The 22319-nt window shown below is 68.7% G+C and carries 19 protein-coding genes, 1 tRNA gene and 2 pseudogenes; 8 read left to right on the top strand and 14 right to left on the bottom strand.

Features of this window, described 5'->3' with window-relative positions; all coding sequences use genetic code 11:
* The first annotated feature begins 416 nt into the window (after positions 1–416).
* Positions 417–1070, top strand: a complete 654-nt coding sequence (locus ABD858_RS25585) for a hypothetical protein (RefSeq protein ID WP_345041719.1) — start codon at positions 417–419, stop codon at positions 1068–1070.
* Positions 1061–1133, top strand: a tRNA-Arg gene (locus tag ABD858_RS25580). Before ABD858_RS25585 ends, ABD858_RS25580 begins: the two co-directional genes overlap by 10 nt.
* Positions 1134–1189: 56 nt before the next feature.
* Here the strand turns inward: ABD858_RS25580 and ABD858_RS36875 are convergent.
* The 4 genes and pseudogenes from ABD858_RS36875 to ABD858_RS25555 form a co-directional block, all read right to left on the bottom strand.
* Positions 1190–1804, bottom strand: a pseudogene (locus ABD858_RS36875) (hypothetical protein); the annotation flags it as partial.
* A gap of 117 nt (positions 1805–1921) precedes the next feature.
* Complete coding sequence (locus tag ABD858_RS25565; RefSeq protein ID WP_345041718.1) at positions 1922–3052, bottom strand: catalase family protein; 1131 nt, start codon at positions 3050–3052, stop codon at positions 1922–1924.
* A 55-nt stretch (positions 3053–3107) separates the two neighbouring features.
* Positions 3108–4460, bottom strand: a complete 1353-nt coding sequence (locus ABD858_RS25560; RefSeq protein WP_345041715.1) for a Dyp-type peroxidase — start codon at positions 4458–4460, stop codon at positions 3108–3110.
* Between the two features lie 117 nt (positions 4461–4577).
* On the bottom strand, positions 4578–5291 hold the full coding sequence (locus ABD858_RS25555; RefSeq protein WP_345041713.1) for a hypothetical protein: 714 nt from the start codon (positions 5289–5291) through the stop codon (positions 4578–4580).
* Positions 5292–5558: 267 nt separating this feature from the next.
* Between ABD858_RS25555 and ABD858_RS25550 the strand changes: the two genes are divergently transcribed.
* A complete protein-coding gene (locus ABD858_RS25550; RefSeq protein WP_345041711.1) occupies positions 5559–6236 on the top strand; it encodes a GAP family protein in 678 nt (225 codons plus the stop codon).
* 371 nt (positions 6237–6607) lie between these two features.
* Here the strand turns inward: ABD858_RS25550 and ABD858_RS25545 are convergent, their stop codons facing one another.
* Positions 6608–8143 carry a DUF1254 domain-containing protein gene (locus ABD858_RS25545; protein WP_345041708.1) on the bottom strand — a complete coding sequence of 512 codons (1536 nt, stop codon included), beginning with the start codon at positions 8141–8143 and terminating at the stop codon, positions 6608–6610.
* Positions 8144–8529: 386 nt separating this feature from the next.
* Positions 8530–9096 carry an ATP-binding protein gene (locus ABD858_RS25540; RefSeq protein ID WP_345041706.1) on the bottom strand — a complete coding sequence of 189 codons (567 nt, stop codon included), beginning with the start codon at positions 9094–9096 and terminating at the stop codon, positions 8530–8532.
* Positions 9097–9256: 160 nt separating this feature from the next.
* On the opposite strand from ABD858_RS25540, the gene ABD858_RS25535 reads away from it, so the two are divergent.
* Positions 9257–10078 (top strand): helix-turn-helix domain-containing protein, encoded by an 822-nt coding sequence (locus ABD858_RS25535; protein ID WP_345041703.1) that lies wholly within the window; start codon positions 9257–9259, stop codon positions 10076–10078.
* Positions 10075–10320, top strand: coding sequence for a DUF397 domain-containing protein (locus ABD858_RS25530; RefSeq protein WP_345041701.1), 246 nt, complete (start codon positions 10075–10077; stop codon positions 10318–10320). Before ABD858_RS25535 ends, ABD858_RS25530 begins: the two co-directional genes overlap by 4 nt.
* Before the next feature lie 38 nt (positions 10321–10358).
* Here the strand turns inward: ABD858_RS25530 and ABD858_RS25525 are convergent, their stop codons facing one another.
* Together ABD858_RS25525 and ABD858_RS25520 are read right to left on the bottom strand one after the other, a co-directional pair.
* Positions 10359–13928: an NACHT domain-containing protein gene (locus ABD858_RS25525; protein ID WP_345041699.1), complete on the bottom strand. Its 3570-nt coding sequence runs from the start codon at positions 13926–13928 to the stop codon at positions 10359–10361.
* An 11-nt stretch (positions 13929–13939) separates the two neighbouring features.
* A complete protein-coding gene (locus ABD858_RS25520; RefSeq protein ID WP_345041696.1) occupies positions 13940–14329 on the bottom strand; it encodes a hypothetical protein in 390 nt (129 codons plus the stop codon).
* A gap of 276 nt (positions 14330–14605) precedes the next feature.
* On the opposite strand from ABD858_RS25520, the gene ABD858_RS25515 reads away from it, so the two are divergent.
* Positions 14606–15058: a phospholipase gene (locus ABD858_RS25515; RefSeq protein ID WP_345041694.1), complete on the top strand. Its 453-nt coding sequence runs from the start codon at positions 14606–14608 to the stop codon at positions 15056–15058.
* A 397-nt stretch (positions 15059–15455) separates the two neighbouring features.
* Here the strand turns inward: ABD858_RS25515 and ABD858_RS25510 are convergent, their stop codons facing one another.
* A complete protein-coding gene (locus tag ABD858_RS25510) occupies positions 15456–16532 on the bottom strand; it encodes a PP2C family protein-serine/threonine phosphatase (protein WP_345041692.1) in 1077 nt (358 codons plus the stop codon).
* Positions 16533–16875: 343 nt separating this feature from the next.
* Between ABD858_RS25510 and ABD858_RS25505 the strand changes: the two genes are divergently transcribed.
* Positions 16876–17751 (top strand): hypothetical protein, encoded by an 876-nt coding sequence (locus tag ABD858_RS25505; protein WP_345041689.1) that lies wholly within the window; start codon positions 16876–16878, stop codon positions 17749–17751.
* A 19-nt stretch (positions 17752–17770) separates the two neighbouring features.
* Positions 17771–18505 carry a hypothetical protein gene (locus ABD858_RS25500; RefSeq protein WP_345041687.1) on the top strand — a complete coding sequence of 245 codons (735 nt, stop codon included), beginning with the start codon at positions 17771–17773 and terminating at the stop codon, positions 18503–18505.
* A 104-nt stretch (positions 18506–18609) separates the two neighbouring features.
* On the opposite strand, the pseudogene ABD858_RS25495 reads toward ABD858_RS25500, so the two are convergent.
* The 5 genes and pseudogenes from ABD858_RS25495 to ABD858_RS25475 form a co-directional block, all read right to left on the bottom strand.
* Positions 18610–18777: pseudogene (locus ABD858_RS25495) on the bottom strand (peptide-methionine (R)-S-oxide reductase); the annotation flags it as partial.
* Between the two features lie 88 nt (positions 18778–18865).
* Positions 18866–20845: a serine/threonine-protein kinase gene (locus tag ABD858_RS25490; protein ID WP_345041684.1), complete on the bottom strand. Its 1980-nt coding sequence runs from the start codon at positions 20843–20845 to the stop codon at positions 18866–18868.
* A 185-nt stretch (positions 20846–21030) separates the two neighbouring features.
* The gene (locus ABD858_RS25485) at positions 21031–21501 is read right to left on the bottom strand and encodes a GNAT family N-acetyltransferase (RefSeq protein WP_345041683.1); all 471 of its coding nucleotides are present in this window, start codon (positions 21499–21501) and stop codon (positions 21031–21033) included.
* 247 nt (positions 21502–21748) lie between these two features.
* Positions 21749–22087 (bottom strand): XRE family transcriptional regulator, encoded by a 339-nt coding sequence (locus ABD858_RS25480; RefSeq protein WP_345041682.1) that lies wholly within the window; start codon positions 22085–22087, stop codon positions 21749–21751.
* Positions 22084–22314, bottom strand: a complete 231-nt coding sequence (locus tag ABD858_RS25475; RefSeq protein WP_425586250.1) for a type II toxin-antitoxin system RelE/ParE family toxin — start codon at positions 22312–22314, stop codon at positions 22084–22086. Before ABD858_RS25475 ends, ABD858_RS25480 begins: the two co-directional genes overlap by 4 nt.
* Positions 22315–22319 lie beyond the last annotated feature (5 nt).

Below are 22319 nucleotides of genomic sequence, written 5' to 3'. Positions count from 1 at the left end.
CTTCCCTTCGGTGTTTCCAGCTTAGCAGATCCGATTTCCGTTTCCGCCACCCGCTGGAGCGGGCTGCCGTGAAGTTCTCCGCTTTCGCGTTTCCCTTTCCGGCGGTTCCGACTCTATCAGATCCTTTCGGCGTCTGATTCCCAGTCAGAGGGGTTTGTCTTCCCGGCTTTCGGGCCGTTCCGACGTCCAAACTCTAGCTGATTTTCTCGGCAACCCATAATCGGGTGTTTCGAAATGAATTCGGGCAAGCCGAAATCATCCCGGCCGGGAGATCGTGCAGAGGTTGGTTGCCGCATATCTGCGGCGGACGGCTGCCGCAGAACCGTTCCGGCTCCGTGACAACTCGAAGGACCCTACGCGGCCCCGGCCCTCGGGTCAACTCCGCAGCGTCGGACCCGGCTGTTACGTTGCCGGGCATGAAGCATCCCGCCTTGGAGACCCTTCGCGGCCGGCCGGAGCTGGCCGCGCTGGCTGCGTTTCCCTTCGACTTCGACCTGCGCAGGGCGGAGCACGGGGAAGCGGTGCTGCTGGCGTCCGAGGCAGGGCTGGAGCCGATCGCCGGCGACGACACGGGCGGGACGTTCTTCGTGTGCGGCAGCGGCCCGGTGCTGTACGCGGACTCGGAGGGGCAGACGGGGCTGATCGCCGAGTCCGTCGACGAGGCGCTCGAGCTGCTGATCGGTCTGCCCGTGTGGTGCAACCTGGTCGACGTCAGTCCGGCCGCCCCTGTGGAGCAGCTGACGGGCACCGTCACCGAGCTGGCCGGAGAAGCATTCGACTCGGGTCGCGACCTGCTGGACTCGCTGGATCTCCCTGGCATGAGCCTCTACGGCATGGCCGCGACAGCGGCCCGCACTGTGGACGATCAGGAGCGTGCTGTGCGCTACGCACATGTGCGCCCAGGAGGAGCAGCGCCTCTCGGACTTCCGCTACGACCTCGACGAGGATCAGGAGGGCTGATCACCTCGACGGGATCAGGGCCTGGATTTCACATAACGGCGCAGGTCGTGCGATGCTGTTCCGGCAACGCCGACCGGGTCGAATCACCCGGGAGAGTTACGCACTCGTAGCTTAACGGATAGAGCATCTGACTACGGATCAGAAGGTTGCAGGTTCGAATCCTGCCGAGTGCACAGCATGTCAAAGGCTCTGTGGAGTGATCCACAGAGCCTTTGTTTTATGCCTTGACGGCAGTGTTTGACGGCAACCGCCTCTGTTCTGTCTCCGGTGCCTCGTAGTGGACGAGGCAGCCGCGGAATGGGAAGTCGTTCCCCTCGGGCACGTGCCCGCCGCGCGCCAAGGCCAGGTCGATGAGGTGCGTGCGTTCCGGCCCGATGATGAAGTGCGCGGGCTGCACATCGCCGTGGGCCCAGCCCCTGGAGTGCAGTTCGAGATCACGCGCCACCTGGAGCAGTTCGCCGAGCCTGGTCGTGAGGCACATGTCTTCGTCGGGCCCCTGAGCGGGCCGGCTCGGGAAGCTCGTGTGCTTCGGTCTTCGCTGCCTTGCCGACCTGGGGCGGAACGGTGTCCCCGGCTGGTTGGCCGCCGGCCCGTTGCCCGCTGTTCCCCGTGGTTCCCCGCACGATCCGGGACGCGTCCGGCATGTCTGTCGTCGGCGCGAGTCCGGCTCACGGCAGGGCGCCCACAGCTGGTAGAGATCCGGTCCCTCGCGCCACGGCTGGAAGTTCCAGGTGCCCCGCTCCCATTCGCCGTACGCGAAGTCATGGAAGCCCAGGCGGTGCAGCTCCTGGAGCACCGTGAGCGGCCCTGTCTCGGCTGATCTCCTAGATCGCCGTGACGGCAACCCGGCTGGCAACGACGGCACACAGAGGCCATTGCACACGACCACCAGTCCGGAAGAGAGCCGAGCGCCCGCACAACACGCGGCCCGATCCTAGGGATCAGCCAGCTACGCCAGGCCTCATTGGGCCGGGCCGAGTACTTCGTCGGCGCTTCGGGGCTCTGTGCGCGGCTGTTGGTTGAGCTTGTGGCGTTCGATTGAGGATCGCCGGTAGACCTCCTTGCGGGCCCGCATGATGTTGCCCAGGGGCGCGTGCTCGGCGGTGACCCGCCAGGGCGTGAAGGACAGTGCGTCCATCTTCTCCAGATTCTCCGGCCCCGAGATGTCCTGCTGCGGAAGCCGCAGCTTGGCCACGGTGAAGGATGGCGAGAGTTTCTCGGGCCACTCCACGGTGGTGTCCTCCACCGGCATGCGTTCCAGGTCGGTGCAGAGCTGGACCTGGATGTCGAAGGCGTAGGGCCGCTCCTGCAACTCGGCTTGCAGGGCCGGTCGGAAGACCTCCACCCCCGAGGTCGGGTCGATGGTGCGCCGGACCACCGCGGCGGCGGAGGACGGGTCGGGGGTGATGCGCACCTTGGCGATGTAGTCCCCGTGTCGGACCGCGCCCATGGTCCAGTAGCTCGACAGCAGCAGGTTTGCCGGAGGGGTCTTGGACAGGCGCAGGAAGGCCAGGAACTCGTCCCACGCCCAGTTGTCCTGGTCCAGCGTTCCCTTTCCGGTCACGAACTCGGTGAAGAAGCGATGTGCGCCGGGTCGGCCTTTGGAGAAGTAGGCCGGCGCGTTGAGGAACAGTTCCTGGATGAACAGGTAGTGCTCGACTGTGTTGCAGAAGAAGATCGGTCCGTTGATGTTGGCGTAGTCGAATGTGCCTGTGTCCGGTTCGTCTTCCAGCAGGGTGGGGCCGGGGATGTCGAACATCTTCAGCGCCAGTCCGGTGGCGGCGCCCAGTCGCGCGTCGGCTCCGGCGTGGGGCGAGCCGTTGGAGAAGCGGATGAGCGCGTCGTGGGTTCCGGGGGTCGCGTAGATGCCTTGGGCGTACTCGGGGGGCAGCCCGTCGAGGATCTCCACTTCCCCTCGGACCAGCCCGTAGCCCTTGGCGTGGGCGTCGCGCAGGGCTCGTCCGGTGCCGCCGGCCTCGACCGACTCGGCGATGTAGCTCTTGGTTTTTTCGATCACCGTCTGCACGTTGCGGTCGAAGTTCGGGTCGTCGTCTTCGACGTCAGGCGTGTAGCGGACGAACTGTGCTGCCATGACTTCGACCTCTCCTCGGAGAGCGTGATCGGACTTCAGGGTGTGGGAATCGCTGTCAGTCCTCCAGTTCGGCGAGCCAGCGCAGGGCGCGCAGCCCCGGCAGGAAGCAGTACTCGCCGCCGCGGGTGACCACGAAGCTGGGCAGGTTCTGCAGGCGGCGCCGGACCGGCTTCTCCGGGATGGTGACGGTGCCGGTTCCGCCGTGATGCCCGGCTACCGGGTCCTTCTCGCCGGGGTAGCCGATGAAGTTGCCGTCGTTGACCCATTCGGCCTTGATGAACTCGAATTGCCGTTCCAGGTGGGCCCCGATGAATGCTCCGACCAGACCGCGGTCGGCGCCGTCGTCCTCCAGCACGCCCTCGGGCAGCGGCGGGCCATAGGTGGTGCCGCGGCGGATGAGGCGGTGCATCCGCGCGTCGCCGATGATGGTGGCATCGCGGGGGTTGGTGCGCCGGATGTGCGCACCGGCGGGGCACCGGTACCCTCTGTCGTCGTTTTCCCGGTACAGGAAGTTGTTGACGCGGTTCGGATCGGCCGCCAGCTCCGGATCATCGTGTTCCGGCGTCAGCGTCAGCGGCGCTCCGCTCGGCCAGCGCCCGACCATTTTCGCCGCCAGGAGTGCCTCCTCCTCGGCGCTGGAGCTGTTCGCGCGCAGGTACCGGCGCCAGGCCGCCACGTTGGTGTGGATCTTGCGAACGGCCACGTAGGTCCCGTTGCGCCCCAGGACATCGGGGCTGGGCATGGGCGGCAGATTGCCGGTTTCGTCGAGGTAGCCGAGGATGAACTCGCCCGCCTTGATCGGGGCTTCCTGCGGGTTGGATCCGGGTAGTCCGACGCCCTCGATGTTCGGATGGCTGATGCCGTCGCGGAAGCCGAAGGTGGTGCGCCCGGTCGGGAGCTGGTGGACGTCCTGCTGCCAGATCACCTGGACCCCGGGCGTGTCCTCGTAGGCGACGCGGGCCCGCTCCAGCTCCTTCTCCAGCTGTGTCGCGTCGGATGAAAGGGCGCTCAAGGCGATGTGGACATCGCCGGTTCCGAACGGTGCCTCCCAGTGGGCCGGCGCACTCTCGCCGACGTCGCCGATCAGCTCCGCCCGAGCGGCCATGCCCTCACGAAACGCCCGCGGAAAGCTGTCCAGCGACTCCTGGGGCACCCCCAAGGCCCTCAGGCCCTGAAAGGTGACCGCCACAGCGACCCAGGCATCCTGACTCCGGTCCGCGCTGGGCAGACCACCCGAGACCACCGGGAGCAGCCGCCGCAGCAGGGCCCGCCCGGCATGGCGGTCATCGACGCGCAGGAGGATGTACTTCCCCTCGTAGGGCACGGGCCGTGGACGCAGTGCCCCGCTCTGGACATCGTCGATGTCGACGCTCATGCCGGCCGCGCTGCTGCTGTCCGCTGTGTTCATGCTCGCTTGTGTCTCCATATCGGTCTCTGCCTGGACAGCCCTGCAATGGCCGACTCGCACCAGCCGACGCGGTCCACCGATGGTGGGTGGGCCCCGAGGGTTGGCTGCGCCCGGGGTCTACGCCGAGGCTTCCTCCAAAAGCTTCTGGAACGCAGGCGTGGCCACCAACTCCGCGTTGGCCGGGTTCTCCAGCGCCGCTCGGAACTCGGGGGTGTCCAGCACCTCCTGGAACGCGTCATCCACGCGCTGGTCCTTGTAGATCTGCTGAACGGTCAGATCGGGATAGGCGCTGACGAAGACCCCCGCGGGCTCCTGGTGGGCAACGAACCAGTCCTTCACCCCCGGATCTTTGACACCGGGGAACCCTTCGCTGTGAGAGAAGACCTTGTCGAAGCGGGCCCCGACCACCGTCTGGGCGAAGTCGTCGATGTAGGTGTCCCAGGAGCCGTCGAAGACACTGGCGAACATAAACCGGGTGTCGTTGTCGAAGATCACGTGCCGTGCGTCATGCAGGGTGCCGATCTGGCGCACCGCCGCATGGACCTTCTCGTCATCCGCCGCGTCGGCGAGCGTGGCGAGGTCCTCACGCAGCGCATCCGCATGGCCCGGCTTGATCTTGGTGAAGACGGTGAACTCATTGCAGACCCCATCCGACCTGCCCGGGCGCTCGGGGTGAGCTGACTGGGTTGCACCTGTCGTCGCAGTCATCGTGAGATTCTCCTGCCACGGATCGGTGCGAGGGTCGCCAAGCGCCCGAGCATGAGGCGCCATCGCCCTCACCATGTCAATCCTCACCACGGATGCTCTGTCGTGCATCTTGGCACTGGGCATCGTGGTCACCTGGGGCGGATTCCCGGGAAACTCCGGCACTGCGGGGTCCAGCCTGATCCCTCCTGTCCCGAGAAGCTCCCGAGGACAGATCCGGCCAGGCGCAGGAAGATGGAACCGATTCTCCGGCAGCCACTTGCGCACGGCCGTGAAGACTGTGGCGCAGCCGATCGCACACCAACCCGTTGCGCCGTCGAGACGGTCGGGGCGCCCTCTCGCGCCCAGCCCTACTCAACCGGATCGCCACCCTGAGCCCACACGGAGGCAACCATGGGCGCAGTTCTCGGTGACGTACTGGGTTTCGCGGCCGCCGTCGCGGTCAGCCCGCTCCCGATCATCGCCCTCATCCTCATACTCGCCACGCCTCGGGGGCGTCTCAACGGAGTCCTCTTCACCATCGGCTGGATCCTGGGACTCTCGGCACTGGGCGCGGTGATGCTGGCGATCGCTTCCCCCACAGGTGCCTCCGCAGACAACCACCCGGCCACCTGGGTGGGAGCTCTCAAGCTCGCCCTGGGCCTGTTCCTCGTCCTCTTCGGCGCCCGGCAATGGCACCGACGCCCAAAGGATCCCTCGCAAGCCCAGCTGCCGAAGCGGATGAGCGCGATCGACCGCCTCACGCCGGTCAAGGTCTTCGCACTCGGACTGGCCCTGGCCGCGCTCAACGCCAAGAACGCCCCGCTGACCATCGCCGCGGGGGCCGCGATCGGCTCAGCCGGCCTGCCGGTAGGGCAGCAGATCGCAGCACTGGCGATCTTCGTCCTGATCGCCACCCTCGGCCTGCTGGCCCCACTGGGAGTTTTCCTGCTCGGGGGAGAGCGAGCCAAAACCACGCTCGGCAACTGGAAAGACTGGGCAGCTCAGCACAATGTCGCCGTGATGGCGGTCCTGTTCTTCGTCCTCGGGCTGAAACTACTCGGGGACGGCATCGGCATCCTGACCTCCTGACAGGCTTACTCCCGCCGTTGTGGTTCGCTCACAGACGTGCAACAGAGAAGGGATGGAACTGCTTTGGCGCGAGTGATCATGGCCCCGTAAGCTTCCGGCGCGTCGGGCAGTCTGTGGACCTCTCTGCGCTTCCACGCCTCGCGGCGGGGACCAGACCGGTGCCAGCGAGCGGGGCGGCCCTGAGGCGCGGAAGACAGCCAGTGGACCCCGTGTGGACCACGGACCCCGCGCTCCTACGGATCAGAAGGTTGCAGGTTCGAATCCTGCCGAGTGCACATAGGCCAGAGGCCCTGTCGAGTGATCGACAGGGCCTCTGGCGACGTCGCCGCAAGACTTTGTCAGGCCTTGTCCTGCCGGTTGAGCCCTCGGCCTCAGACGAGGCGGTCGAGCGGAGGACATTCCCACCTCGCGTCCACGACTTCCGGACGTGGACGGTACATGCGCAGGATGACGAACCAGACGCCCTGCTCGGGTGTCGGCAGCCAGTTGGGCTCCCGGTCGCGGCCCGGCGACTTGGCCTGCAGGTGCAGGGTCAGCCCGCCGTCGGGGTCCGTGATCAGTCCGGGGGTCCGATCACCGATCGAGTAGCGACCGGGGCTGTTGGGAACCAGGTTCATGTCCTCCCCGTAGGCGGTGAGGGACCAGAACGCGTCGACGGGTGGCAGGTTGCCCGGTCCGAAGCGCAGCAGGTATCTGCCGGTGGACAGCTTGTCCCCTTTGGCGTCCTCGTAGTTCAGCAGGTAGATCGCTTCGGCGGGGTCGTTGGCGGCGATCCCGGCCAGTGACTGGTCGGCGGCGCGTTTGAGGAAGTCGTCCCCGAAGCGTCCGATCTCAGGCGGCGGATAGCGCCAGCCGTTCACCAGGCGCGCCCAGTCGCCGCTGAGCATCTGCTGCCTGAGCAGGGGCACCCCGGTGGTGGCGGCCCGGATCAGCGCCTGCTTGACGGCCTCGGGCTGCTCCTCGACGTCCAGGCCGGCCCCGATGCCGATCTCTGCGAACTGCCTCAGCAGGACTTCGTGGTGCGGCGGCGGCGGGTTCTCGGCCAGCATGGCGTTCAGCGTCTTCCATGGACCGAGGGGGTCCTGCGCCGGGTCGACGGGCTCGAGCACGTCGCGTCGCTCGGGGAGCGTGGCTCCCTCCTTGCCGAACAGATGGAGCGGAGTGAGCCTGTACTGCTTCTGAAGCACGTGGACGTTCGGCACATCGTCGTCACCGTCGACGAGAGTCCGGCCGAGGACCAGGGCCCAGGGGCTGGTGGCGATCGCCGTGCGCCGGACGCCGTCGGGCAGCTGCCCCTGCCAGTCCGGTCCCACGAGCGCGAAACGACCGGGCTGCGATCCGGTGGTGCGCTGGCCGATGGAGTCGATGCTGTCCGAGGTGATGCCGATCAGCTCGAAGGTGAAGTACCTGTCGCCCATGTCCGGGTGCGACAGGATGACCGGTTCCTTGCGCAGATCGACCCACGCGATCGAGTACAGCGTGTCGTTGTTGGGGCATCCGCCGTCCCGGTAGGAGGCGTCCATCAGCTGCTGCGCGTGCCAGAAGTGGTTGACGGGTGCGTAGGGAACGGTCTTCGGGTCACGGTCCTGCGTCACCCACTGATGGCGGAGCCGGGCGTTGTAGATGTACGGGAAGCCGTAGACGAAGGCCTGTTGCCCGAGGGCGTACGCGTACTCGCCACGCCAGTCGGCCGCCTTCCCGGTCAGAACGGGTTTCACCGCCTGCCAGAGCAGCGGCAGAACCGCGGGGACCATGCGGGCACGGTCGACCACGGACCCAGGGTTGCGTACGACATCTGCGGCAACCCGTCCCGTGGCCGAAGCCACCTGGCCGACGGTCGAAGCCACTTCGGTGACTCCGTCCTGGAGTCGCTGAAGGGTACTGATGCTCGGCGCTTCGGAGGTCATGCAACGCGTCCTCTCCCCGCCGACGGGCAGGGCACGGCGTCGAGACAGGCGGTGTGGGAGACCACGAGTCACCGGCGGCGTGGAGGACCACGCCGCCCTCGGCAGCGCTTCCGGTCCGCCCCGATGGGCCACCGGGCCACATCGTGCGCCGTGCCGTGCCGAGCGCCCGGCGGATGGTCGTGGCTCGGGAGCCCTGTTCCTCGAGTAGATCACCGCCGGCAGAGGCCGGCAACCAGAGGGCACCCGCCGGGCTGCTCGACGCCCGCAGGACGGGTGATCACGACGTGCGGCGTCAGGCCGCTCCCCGATCACGTACGTCGGCGGGCTTCGCCGGCCTACGTGATCGGGGAGCGCGACCGCACGCCGACCGGACTGTGGCCGTCCGGTCATGCCGGCCCGGTGGTACGGCTCCGCCTGCGGTCGCCCTGACCGGTCGCCCGAACTGCGACGCCGGCGTCGTCCGGAGCGACGCATCCCGCGGGAGCACCGAGGCCCACGCGAGGAGACCGCCCGGGCAGGTCCAGTTCCGCCCGGACGGTCTTTCCGACGGGTACGCGGTCGAGCACCGCCCACCGGTCGGCGAGCGCGGCCACGAGGACCAGCCCCTGGCCGCTCTCGGAGCCGGGCTCCGGCGCGGTGATCTCCTCGGGCCCCGGCGGGCGGCGGTCGTCGCGGGTGTCGGAGACCTCGACGGTGAGGGTGCCCGGGGTGTGGACGAGCCTCAGCTCGAAGTCCCGGCCGGGTACGCGGCCGTGGGTCACGGCGTTGGCCGCCAGCTCGGCGACGAGCACGGCGATGGTGTCCGACGCTTCGGTGCCGTACGCGATGCCCCAGCTGTCGAGCCGGTGGAGCGCCAGGTGCCGGGCGAGGCGGGCGCCGCGCGGGGTGGAACTGAATCGCTGCGTGAACACACTCACGGCAGCGGGCTGTTGGTGGGTACGGCTTGGCGTCATGAGCCCAATGTGACGGCCGGACCCGGAGTTACTCCAGGCTCACGGTGCGTACTCTGTGTACGCGTACGTACACACAGAGTGGACGGTACGCATGATGACCCGCCACCATGGACGGAGTCGGGAGTGGGCATCGGGGCGGGTGCGCGGGAGGTGGCCGGACATGGCGGACGGCATGGAACCGGAGTCGTCGGACAGTCTGAGGACCTTCGGTGCGGTGGTCCAGGCGTTGCGCGAGCACGCGCGGCTCAGCCGGGAGGAGTTCGCGCCACTGGTGCGGTACTCCAAACACACCGTGGCGTCGATCGAGCAGGGGCGGCGCATGCCGGAGACCGCCTTCGTGGAACGGGCCGATGAGGCCCTCGGCAACACGGGTGCGCTGCGGAAGGCCGCGCCGCATCTGTCGCGTCAGCCGGGGCTGGCGGCGTGGTTCCGGCAGTGGGCGCGGCTGGAGGCGACGGCGATCACGCTGTACACATACGAGTGCCGCCTGATTCCGGGCCTGTTGCAGACGGAGGCATACGCGCGGACGCTGTTCACGAATCAGTTGCCACCTCTGGGCGACGAGCAGATCGAGGCCCAGTGGGTGGCCCGGGCGGAGCGACAACGGCTGCTGCGGGAGCGGCCGAACACGGCGTTCGGCTTCATCCTTGAGGAGCAGCTCTTCCTGCGCCGTACGGGCGGGGTCGAGGTCACGCGGGAGCTCATCGACCATGTGCTGGACCTGGCCGAGCTACGGAACGTCGAGATCCAGGTCATGCCGCTGGTGCGGGAGTCGCATGCCGGGCTGGATGGTCCCATGCAGTTGCTGGAGACCCCGGAGAACCGGTGGTTCGCCTACTGCGAGGGACAGCGTGGCGGCCAGTTCATCTCCGATGCAAAAGAGATCAGCGTGCTCCAGAGCCGATATGCCAGGATGCGCTCACAGGCTCTCTCCTTCGAAGACTCCGTGAGCCTGCTGCAGCGGATGCGAGGTGCGCTATGAGCACAACCGATCTGGCCTGGTTCAAGAGCAGCTACAGCAGCGGCGGCGACGGCGATTGCGTGGAGGTCGCCCTCTCCTGGCGCAAGTCCAGCTACAGCAGCGGCGACGGCGACGACTGTGTCGAGGTCGCCTCCTGCCCCGCCACCGTTCATGTCCGCGACTCCAAGGACCAGCAGGGCCCGCAGCTCGCCCTCTCCCCCACCGCCTGGACGAGCTTCGTCGCGTACTCCGCCGGGGCCTGACAGAGGGCGGGGCGTGGGCGTCCGGCCTTCTGCCCTGCTCAGTCCGACTTCACCTCGCGGAAGCCGCCGGTCTGCGCGAACATGTCGTTCACGATCTTCTGGGCCAGGTCGTCATGCTCCTCCGGGATGTCGACCCTGACCCAGAGCAGGAAGGCGTGCTGGGCATGCGCGCTCTTGTCCGGCCAGTCCCAGTAACGCTTCATCGCCATGCGGTAGCGGTCCGGGTCGCCGGACCGATCCGTCGCGTAGTACGTGGAGTCGTCGGCCTTCGTCCACGAGGTCTGTGCATGGTCGGGAATGCCGCGCAGAAACGCGTCCGTCTCCTGGTCACTGCATGAGCTTCCGCAGTAGTGGGACCGGAATTCGAGGCGCAGATCGGGCAGGAACCCCGCTTTCACATGCTCGCGTTTGCTCTTGCAGGTGTACGTGATCGGGTCGTCGACGTCCTTGCGCTCGCAGTCGAGGTGCTTCGGGGCCCGGAACACGAAGGGGAACCGCCAGAGATTCCAGAGATAGGACCACTCGTCACCCGCCCAGGTCGCTCCGTACACCGACTGCGCGGGGCGACGGGAGTAGTACACGAACCGGTTGTCCTTCGCCGGTGTCTTCGTCGGGGGTGGCAGATCAGCGAGCGACCGTTCGCTGATCTGCGTACTTTCGGCCCCCTCCGCCTTGCTGGTGGAACGTGCCCCGCCCGTGAGCCCGGCACGGCGCGCTGCCTCCCGGGCCAGGATGTGGGCGACCTCGCCGACCCGGTCGAGGGATGCGAACTCCTCCTCGTAGACGACGTACAGGACCGCGTTGCCGACGCGTACGCCGACTTGGGCGCACCCGCTCGGCGGACTGACCTTGCAGATCTCGCTAGCCGAATTGGGCAGGCCCGCCAGGTAGGCCTCGTCGCCGAATCCGGTCAGCTCACGGTAGACACCGTGGCGCGTGGGCGCCGTCGCCCATCGCTTCATCGTGACATGCGCCGTCCTGTAAGCCATCTGCGCCTTGATCGCCCCCGTCTTGTAGCGGTTCTCCCCGGTTTCCAGCCGGGTCTGGACGCTGATCCGGGTATTCCGGGAGAACGGCGCCTGCTCGCCCACGCTGCACTCCCGGCCGTCCGCGACGGCGAGCTTCGCGGGATCCGTCATCAGCCGGTCGATGTCCTGTTGCGCAAGCAGCCCGCAGGCAGCGGGCAGCGAGCGGAACGGCGCCGGCAGCGAACCCGCGATCACGGCTCCGGAGGCGACTGTCAGCAGTGCCAGCACGGTGGCCATCGCAAGCAGTGTGGCCGGCACGTCGCCCGGCGCGCCGAGGCGCCCACGGCTGCGCCCGCTCGTGTCCGCGCCGCCACCCGCGCCCTGCGCCAGCCGGTCCCGCAGCTCGATGTGCCGGAAGCGGTACACACCGCCGGACTGGCGCAGCACCCCGCGCGCGTGGGCGTCCTCCAAGAACGCCATGAGCTGCCGGGGCAGCCTGCCCGTGGCCCAGAAGTACAGGCGCGCGACGGTGAAACCGCCCCACGCGGACGCGCCGAAGGAATACAGCATCCAGGCGAGCGGCAGCCCGATGGCCAGAAGGAACCAGTCGCGAGCGGTGACGACGTCCGAACCGGCGAACATCTGCCAGGCCGCGAGCATTGCGACCGGCAGCACCAACACAGCCAGCGGGGTTTCCTGCACCTCCTCTCTGGCCGGTACGAACCAGCCGAGGGTCAGGACCCCTCGCCGGTCGGCGCGCAGCAGCTCGGCCGGAGTGTCGGCCAGCGCCGGGTCGGAACTGCGCCAGACAAAGACGATGACCCGCCCTCCGTACACCCACAAGGCCCACACTGTCGCCGCCGTCATGAGCAAGGGGCTCACGACGTCGGCGGCCAGCACGGTGGCCCAGCCCGCCGCCAGTCCGAGCGACGCGAGAACCGCCTTCACCTGAACCGCGCGCCGGCCGAGCACCGCGCGGATCTTGGTCCCGCCGGGCCGGGTCGGGCGGAGCGGCGGGGACTGCCAAGCGGCCGGAGCAGCAGCCGCCGCCGCCGTCAGCACCAGGCCGCACAGCAGCGCGAACGCACCCGGCAGTGGCAGCCATGTGCCCCACCAGGGCGGTCCGAACTCGATCTGTGCGACCAGCAGTGCGCCCACGACGAACGCCGGCACCAGCGTGAGCGCGCGCACGGCCCGTGGCACCATCTCGTCTAGCTTCCACCAGGCGAGGTCCTGCTCGCCCTCCTCCTTCATCCGCGCGGCGAGGAACGCCACCCCTGCGCGCGCACGTTCCGGCGTCCATCCGCCGTGGGCGGCCCGTACGTCGTGCGAGACGCTGTAGACGACATCGAGGAAGGCGTCGTACAGATGCCGCTCGATGTCCCGCCGGTCGTCGAATCTGCCGGGCTCCAGCAGCTCCCCCGGGTCCGTGTCCCCGCGCGCGTACGCGACCCGGGCGAGGCCCGCCATGAGCGGCACGCTCAAGGCGTCCCGCAGCCGCCGTACCTCGGGCGTGTCGGCGGAGCGGTCGCCGAGCCGGTCGAGTACCGGAGTCCAGCGGGTACGGGTCCGTCCCGGGCTGAGGTACGCCCGTACCGCGTCGTCGCTCAGTGGGCTCAGTCGGATCTCGGTGCGCTCGAACACGCCCTCATCCGGGGCGTGTTCCCGGTACTCGGGCTCGCGGCTGGTGAGGACGAACGGGCGGCGGCCCACCATCGTCTCCGTGATCTGCTGGAAGGCGTCCGCGCGCCGGTGGTCGGGCAGTTCGTCGAAGCCGTCGAGTACGGGCAGGACTCTCCGGGTCAGCAGCAGATGGAAGGCGACATCGACCGGGGGTGCACCCGCGACCGGCGTGCAGGCATCCGGATACTCGGCCGCCAACTGCCCGGCCAGCCACCCCAGCAGGCCCTGCCCCGGATCCCAGGACGCCAGGGAGACCACGGCGGGTACGGGGTCCTGGGAGCCGCGGGTACGCCGGCGCAGGAGCTCGTGCGCGAGGCGCAGGACGAGAACGGACTTGCCGGCGCCCGCACCGCCGAGGACGACGAGGCGCCGGGAAGGGGTGGAGACGAAGCAGTCCGCGATGGAGGCGGAATCATCGTCGGAATCGGAGTCGGCGCCGGGTTCCGGGTCGGTGGCCCCGATGGTTTCCGGGTGTTCCGACTCGGTCGTCCAGCTCACGTCGAGCGGATACGGGTCGTTGATTCTCGTCAGCCGTTCGTCCTGGTCATATCGGAAGGCGAGGCCCTCGGCCAGGGCTTCGACCGCGCGCGACAGATTCTTCTCCGACCGCCAGACGGCGCGGCGGCGCCGGGAGACCATGGCGCTCACCCTTGTACCGGCATCGAGGACGATCGCGCCGGCGACCAGCAGCCACCCGCCGCTGACCGGGCCCGGGTCGAACCGTTCAGGGAGGGGCAGTTCGGGGCGGGCGAAGAGGAGGAAGAACCCGAGGAGCGCGATGCCGAGGTGGGCGAGTAGGCCGGCTAGGCGGCGCGAGGACACGGCAGGACCGGAGCCCGAATGGATCACGTAATCCCCGTGGATCTCCACGGTCTGGATATCTCGCGTGAAGAGGGCGTTCTGCTGTGTGCCGCCGGAAATCTCCTGATGAAAGCCGTCGGCGCCCCTGTGCTTCACTGCCGCGCCCCTCAGTCCAGGTTGATCGAACCGTGTACGTCCCTGGTGAAGACGACATTGCGCTGGGTGCCGCCCGATACCTCCTGGTGCATGTCACCGCCGCCCCCACCGCTGTGGACCCGCTCGGCCTCCTGGCGCCACAGCTCGAGCGCCTCCGCGAAGGCCGGGTCCTGACGGGCGCGCAGGGCGAGGGCGTCGGCGAGTTCGCGGGCGCGCAGGGTGTTTCCGGTGTCCTCGTCGAGCGCGACCAACTCACCTTCGGCGGCCTGCCGGTCTGCGCCCTCACCTGCGGAAGCCTCTCTTCGTACGAGCCCACGAAGCCGCTCCCACAAGCTCTGCCCGGCGGCTCCCGCGGCCCCGCTCGCCAGGGCCATGAGGAGTTCGGCTGTCACAGGCTCCACGGACGTACCCCTTCGACACTCGACCCGAACCGGCTGTACAGGGGTGGACCAGCCGACTCAACTGGCCGGTCTCACCGATCACTTGACCAACATATCCACAGAACCGAACGTTCCCCCGGCAGGCCCGGCCCAACCAGCCGGCCGAGGTGGAGCAACGGCCCCCGGTACGACCACCCCATATAGACGCGGCATATATGCGGCGGAGGCCAGTGGCGCATGCTGTGGGCCGCCCCCGGCAAATCCCGCCGAGGCGACCCCCCTTCGGAGGACACGCCCATGCGCCCCCGTATCGCCGCCCCGCTGGCCACCGCTGCCCTCGCCGTCACCGCCGTCCTGCTGCCCGCCACTTCGGCGCAGGCCGCCCCCGCTGACAAGAACGCGGTCCTCAGCAGCTGGACCCAGACCAGCGCCACCAGCTACAACGCCTTCTTCGCAGCCCGCGCCAACCAGAGCGCCTGGAGCGCCTACGGCTTCGACTGGTCCACCGACTACTGCACGACCTCCCCCGACAACCCTTTTGGCTTCCCCTTCAAGAACTCCTGTGTCCGTCATGACTTCGGCTACCGCAACTACAAGGCAGCCGGCACCTTCAGCACCAACAAGGTCCGCCTCGACGATGCGTTCTACGCGGACCTCAAGCGGGTCTGCTCGGCCTACACCGGCGTCAAGAAGTCGTCGTGCGACGGGACGGCCTGGACCTACTACCAGGCGGTCCGCAACCTCGGCTGACCCTTCACTTGCGTACAACGGGTCCGAGTGGGGGATGGCGCCGCTGCAGTAGTACTCGGGCAGCACCTTGGCCGGCACGACGGGGAACCCATGGCCGTCCGATCCGAGGGTGGTGCTGCCCCGCTCGCCCACGACTTGCTGCTCTGGGCGGCGGGCCGGACGGGGTCAACACTCCCCGGTGACCCGCAGCGCGAGCGGCAGCCCGCCGCATGCCGCCATCGGTTCCGTCGCGGCGGCAGGACTGGCCGCCGGCCGGGCGGGCCCCGCGCCCCAGGCCCGGGCGCTCGCGGGCCCGTTCGGCGCCGCCGAGCCGGGCGGCGGCGAGGCGGGAGGGCCGGCGGCGCCCGTCCGGTTCTTCCCGGTCGATGTCATCGAGCCGGGACAGGGCAGCTCTGCCTCAGGGAGTGTCACCGGGGAGGCGGTACGCCGCCAGGGCTGCGGTGTCGTCGACGAGGCTCTCCTCGCTGTAGGCGAGCAGGTCCTGGTGCAGGTGGTCGAGGAGCTCGCGGGGCGGGAGGTCCGCCCATGCCCGGACGCGCTCGGTGAGTGGGTAGAAGGCTCCGGTGCGGTCGCGTGTCTCGGTCACGCCGTCGGTGTACAGAAGCAGCTGGTCGCCGGGGCGGAAGGGCTCCACGTCCACGTGGTAGTCGCCCCCGAGCAGAACGCCGAGGTTGATGGGCGGTGCGGGTTCGGTCGGGTTCAGCTCGGTGACCCCGCCGCGACCGATGAGCAGGGGCGGCGGGTGGCCGCAGTTGAGGATGCGGGCCACGAGTTCCCGGTCGGGGATCTCGACGAACACCGCGGTGACGAAGCGTTCCTCCACGTCGCTGCCCGGGAGCTGCGCCGCTCTGCGGCTCATGCTTCTCTCGACTCGGCGTGCCACTCCGGCCAGATCGGGCTCGTCGAAGGCGGCCTCGCGGAAGGCGCCGAGCATCGTCGCGGCTGTCTCCACCGCGTCCAGGCCTTTGCCCCGGACGTCGCCGATGAGAAGGCGGACTCCGTGCGCGGTCGGCACCGCCTCGTACAGGTCGCCACCGATGCGTGCCTCCGCGGATGCGGACAGGTAGAGGGTTTCCACGGAGACCTGGCCGAGGCGGTGGGGTACCGGGCGCAGCAGCACGCGTTGCGCGGTCTCGGCCACGGAGCGCACGGTGGCGAGGGTGCGTTCCCGGCGCGTTCGGTGGGCGGCCAGAATCGTGCCGAGGACGCCGACCAGGGCGGTGGAGATGTAGGCGGCCACGTAATGGCGCTCCCACAGGTAGCCCACCGCGCGGCCCGCACAACACGGGGTGCCGGCCAGGACACCCTCGAACGCGACGGCGAAGATCGTGACGGCGGCGACGGTGGCGGGGCCGTGTGCGAAGGCGGCGACCACAGGGAGCGCGACGAGCAGAAAGCTCACCGGCCACTGGACCGGAGTAATCGGTTCGAGGACCAGGACTGCCGCGACGTACAAGGCCGGGAGCCAGCGCATCCATACGGGCGGAGCAGGAATCTGCAGCCCCGAGCGGCTCGATTGCGCCGCACGAGGGCTTTCGGCTTTGCGGCGGCCGGGCCACCTCACTGCTCGCTCCTCCCGTATCACCACGCTCAGTAACCGATCGAGGCATTCCCTGCCGAAGGCCAGAACCTGCGGCCACGCGCCCTTGACCCACCCGTTCGGCCGTACAGGCAGCCGGAGGAGGTGCGCAAGCGCGGGCCGTGACCGGAGGCGCCGATGCTCTTTCCTTGAACGCCCCCTCACCGACAGTGCCGGGGTGTACGGTCGTCGCCGATCGGGGGCCGGGGCGCGGGCAGGGGACGGGGGCTGGAGTGGCATGAGCAGCAATGTTCGCTATCAGGCGGAGCGGATCGCACTGGCGCTGATGGCCGTGTCGGGCATCGTGGTGCTGCTCGCCGACCTCTTCGGGTGGCTCGACGCGCTGGCGCCCGGGGGCGCGCTTCCCAAGGTCACGTTGCTCATCCTGAGCACGGTCACGGTGTTCCTCCTGCTGGAGATCGACCGTCTCAAGAAACTCGACGATGTCCAGGCGCAGCTCTCCCGGCTGGACGGCAATCTCCAGGCGCAGCTCTCCAAGCTGGACATCGACGTCGTCGCGCGGCGGCTCAGGCAGGAGCACTACGGCGGCCTGGTCAGGGTGCACAGGCGTTTTCCCGAAGAGGTGTTCATCGGGTTCGCGGAAGGAGCCGGGGAGGAGGTGGCCATCCTCCAGACCTGGATCCCCAACCTGCACCATCTCAAGCAGGCGTTGGAGAAGGCGATCGTCGACCATCGGGTACCTGTACGCATCATGCTGCTGCACCCGTCGTCGCCCGTGGCGGGGCTGCGCGACGAGGCCCTGAGGACGGTGCGGGATCCCGCCCTGGCGGCGGACGTGCGGGCGAGCGTGGAAGGGTGCCTGGCCGGCCTCGCGGAGCTCCGCCTGGGGATTCGGGCGGAGGACCGGGCGCGGCTCCAGGTACGGGTGTACAACTCCCTGCCGTCCATCGCCGTCTACAAGGCCGACGAGCACTTCCTGGTCAGTTCGTTCCTGCACGGCCAACTCGCCATCGACTCGACCCAGATCGAGATCGACGGCGGCGACACCGTGATGGGCCAGGAAGTCCAGCGCGAGCTGAGCACGCTGTGGAGCATCGGCAGCGATGTGGATCTCCGCGACTGGCGAGCGTCGATCAGAACCATCAGCTTGTGACCCATGGAAAGGTGCGGCCATGCGAGATCTGGACGAGTACGAGGACACACTGATCGAGCGGTTCAAGGAGCATCCGGTACTGGCGAACATCACGCGGCTGTCGGACGACGACTTCGCCGCGGTCCTGCTCCAGCGCCGCTTCGTGTCGCTGGCGTTCACCCCGGCCTATGACCTGGCGATCGACCTGCTGCGCGACGAGGCCGGGCTGCGGATCGCCCGCATCATCCTGCGCGAGGAGTACCCGGACGGACACGGACACACGCGCTCGCACCGTGAGGACATGACGGAGGATCTGCGCCGGCTCGGAGTCTCCCGAGCGGCCCTGGTCGGATCGAGGCCGACGGCCACGACGAAGCGGGCCATCGACGACGCCTTCGAGCTGATCGCCGACTCGGGTACCCATGACAACGCCGACCTGCGGCTGCTGACGATCCTGCGATTCTGGGGCGAGATCCTGGTCTCCGTCGAGTACGGACGGTTGTGGGAGCGGATGAGGCCGCTGCTGACACGCGACGGTGAGAACCGCTCACTCTTCTACTATCCGCACCACGTCCACGACGCGAAGACACGCCCCCTGACGACGGTCTCCCTGCTGTCCGGCACCCACTCCGATCGCCTGGCCACGCGGGTGACCGAACTCCTCGCCAAGGAGGAATCGACCGACTGTTTCAAGCAACTGGAGGAGCAGGCTCTCCGTATCAAGGTGAGCTTCTACGATCAGTTCCTGCCTGCGCTCGAGCGTGTCGGCGCCTGATACGAGAACACGGTCAGCCGTTCCCCCGGGGTGCCGCCCCTGCGGCACCCCGTGCATGCCCGGTACGCCACAGGTGAGTCCCACCTCAAGGGCCGCCCGGCGCCGGGGGTGCTCGCCCCGTCGAAGACGTGGCCCAGGTGGGAGCCGCAGCGGGAGCAGCGCACCTCCGTGCGGACCACGCCCAGGGAGCGGTCCTCGATCAGTTCGACCGGGTCGGTGTCCTTCGGGTCGTAGAACGACGGCCGACCGTCGTGATTCGCGGACTCAGGCTTCTGCCGTGCCCAGCTCACACGGTATGAACAAGCAGACGCACCGGGCAGCTTCCACCGTCCCGCAGGGCCACTGTGCGAACAAGGAGTCTCAGTTCGACGTGTCGACTTCCAGCGCCTTGCGCCAGACCGTGAGATCAAGCTTGATGTAGTTGCTCGGGTCCGACTCCGGGCTGAAGCTCTTGACCGTGACAAGGCCGACGTTGCCCGCGCTGGTCTGCAGGCAGATCCGGGCGCCTGCGGAGATCTTGTCCCTCTCGATGTACGTCGTGAAGCGCGTCTCGGTCCGGCAGGTCTCCAGTGAGCCCTGCTGGCCACCCTGGAGGAGGACCATCTGTGCCCCGCCCGCCGACTCCAACGCCCCGACGGAGTTGTACCCGATGTCTCCGTCGGACTGCCGCGGTGTAACCGGTTCGTCGGAGAGGGACAGGTCGTATCCGCTGGTCAGGTCGATACCGCTGTACTTGACGGGCGGGTCGGCCTTCGGCGGGGTCTTGGCGGCGGCCGACGGCTCGCCCGACCCGGTGACGCCACCCGTGGAAGTGTTACCGCCCCTCGACTGGTTGTGCTTTCTGCTTCCGTTCTCCGAGATCACTGCGTACACCGTGCAACTGGCCACGGCCCCCAGGAGCAGCACGCCGATGACGGCGAGGGCGGCTCCCCTGCGCGCACCGCCGGAGTATGCGGGGACCGGCACAGGGACGTTCGGGCCGGGACCGTAGCCGGGCGCGGGGGTATGCGGACCCGAACCGTAACCGGGCGCGGGGGTATGCGGACCCGAACCGTAACCGGGCGCGGGGGTATGCGGACCCGAACCGTAACCGGGCGCGGGGGTATGCGGACCCGAACCGTAACCGGGCGCGGGAGTGTGCGGACCCGAACCGTAACCGGGCGCGGGGGTATGCGGACCCGAACCGTAACCGGGCGCGGGAGTGTGCGGACCCGAACCGTAACCGGGCGCGGGGGTATGCGGACCCGGCTGCATCGGTGTGTAGCCGGGGGCCGGGGAGGGGGTCGGCGCGGACGTCGGGGCGGGCCCAAAGCCCGGCGGCGGCGTGGTCGGGGCGACGGGCGTGGTGGGAACGTACGCGGCCGGGGTGGCGGGAGTGGCGGGCGGCATCGGAGGTGTCCCCACGCTGGTCACCGACGCGGGCGCGGGCGCGGCCGTGCGTCCGGTGATGTCCGCCGCCACCGCGCTCGGCAGCCAGTCCTCGGGTCGCCGCAGAACGGTCTCGGCGTTCGCGGCCTGGCAGATCCTGATGATCTCGGCGGTCGAGGGCCGGGCCTCCGGGTCCTTGGCAAGGCAGCGCGTGACGAGTTCCCGCAGCCGCTCCGGCACACCGCTGAGGTCGGGCTCCTCGTGGACGATGCGGTAGAGCACGCCGTGCGAGGTGCCCTCGCCGAAGGCGGGCGCCCCGGTCGACGCGTACGCCGCGACCTGGCCGAGCGCGAAGATGTCGGTCGCCGGGGTGACCTTCGCCCCCGCAGCCTGCTCCGGTGCCATGAACGACGGCGTACCGATGGTGACCCCGCTGCTGGTGAGCGAGGTGGCGTCGGCGGCGCGGGCGATACCGAAGTCGATGACGCGCGGACCGTCGGCGGCGAGCAGGACGTTCGACGGCTTGAGGTCGCGGTGCACGATTCCCGCGCCATGGATGACGTGCAGCGCCTCGGCGATGCCGGCGACCAGCAGAAGCACGGCCTCCAGGGGCAGCGCGCCGTGCGCGATGACCGCCTCGGCGAGCGAGGGTCCGGGGACGTACGCCGTGGCGAGCCACGGCTGGGCGGCCTCCGTGTCGGCGTCGATGACGGGGGCGGTGTACAGGCCCTGCACCCGTTGCGCGGCGTGCACCTCCTGTGCGAAGCGCTGCCGGAACTCGGGGTCCTGGCTGAAGTCGGGCCGGATCACTTTGATGGCGACGGGCCGCCCGCCCGGGGTGTAGGACAAATACACCTTGCCCATGCCGCCGGCGCCGAGGCGTGCGGCGAGCCGGTACCCGGCCACGGCCTGCGGATCGTCGTGCTCCAACGGCTTGAACACGTTGTCCTGTTCAGGCTGCCGAACGCTCATCTGCTCAGATCCCCCACGGTGAACTCCGGTATCGGAACCGCACCTTATCCAAGAGCGCAAGGCGGCTCACCTCGCGATGGGACCGCACCGAAGCCCGGTGTCCGTCGGGTCGTAGAAGGACGGCCAGTCGTCATGCTTCGCTGATTCACGCTATTTGCAATCCACCCGGGGCTTCCCGTAGGAGTTCACCGAGCGGGGAAGGTGAGCCGCAGAACGATCTCGCCGTCGTCGATCTCCCCGGTGGGCTCGAACCCGAACTTCTGGTAGAAGGGCCACGGCTCGCCGTCGCCGGGCTCATAGCTGGTCAGCAGTTCGGTGGCACCGTCCGCGCGAACCAGGGCGGCGATCTGCGTGAGCGCATCTCGGCCGATCCCTCGCCTCTGGTACCGCTTGTCGACGAGGAGGCGCCAGAGGAAGTGCCGCCCTTCGAAAGGACCAGCCTGCGGTTTCCACGACAGCATCACGAAGCCGACTGGCTTGTCGCCGCGGTACACGGCGCGGTACCAGGGATTGGCCTCCGGCTTCTTTGCCGCCTCCTTGAGCGACTTGGACACGGAGGCGACGAACTGCTTCTGGTCACGTCGGACGCGGAGGGCGCGAACGGCATCCCGGTTGTCGTCGGTGATCTCCCGTAGGTGCACGCCTGGGGACCTCATGCCACACCCCTCCCTGCATCCGGCAGCTACGCCATCCGGGCCGACGTGAAGAGCCGCCACCGGGCGGCATTCCGTTGTGCGTACGCGTTGTCAAGGACGCCAGGCTGGGCGTCTTCGCAGCGTATGCGACATAGGCGATCCGGAGCGGGACTGGCACGCCGGCCTGTGTTTTCGAACGCAGTGTGCACCAGCCAGCGGGCGGAGTGCTCCGCGGGCAAGCCGAGTGGCGACAAGTCGGCCCGTCGCCTCAGGCTACGGTGTATTCAGTGTCCCCGAAGTCTGCGACCACCCTTAGACGGCCCCCAAGCGCCTCCACATAGGACCGCAACGTGGCGACCTCGGTCCGGTCGGCGTCGCCATGTTCGATTGCCGACACCCGCGGGGCCGAGACGCCCATCGTCTTGGCAACGTCCTTCTGAGTCAGCGACTGCTCCTGCCGGATCTCGGCAAGCCGGTAAGCACGGACCTCGGCCATCAGCCGGTCCATTGCAGCCTGTTTCTCCTCCGGGGACCGCACCGGCAGGCCGGCGGCCTTCCTGCGCTCGTGAAGCTTGCGCTTGGTCTCCTCCCAGCTGACGCTGCTCATTCGTACTCCCTGGTCTCGAGTTCGGCGAGGTGCGCCTGGTAACGCTTCTCGGCGAGCGGGATATTGCAGTCATACCAGCGCTGCCAGTTCCCGGCCTTGTCACCGGCAACCAGCAACACCGCCCGGCGCACCGGGTCGAATGCGAACAGGATCCGAATCTCGCTCTGGCGAGCCTCCCGATTCCGCTCTGGGTCACCCGTGCGGGTGACCCAGAGCGGAATCGGCAATGCTG

The sequence above is a fragment of the Streptomyces sannanensis genome (assembly GCF_039536205.1).
Lineage (GTDB): Bacteria > Actinomycetota > Actinomycetes > Streptomycetales > Streptomycetaceae > Streptomyces > Streptomyces sannanensis.
Note: the sequence above shows the minus strand (reverse complement) of the source record. Positions and strands in the feature narration are given on the sequence as shown.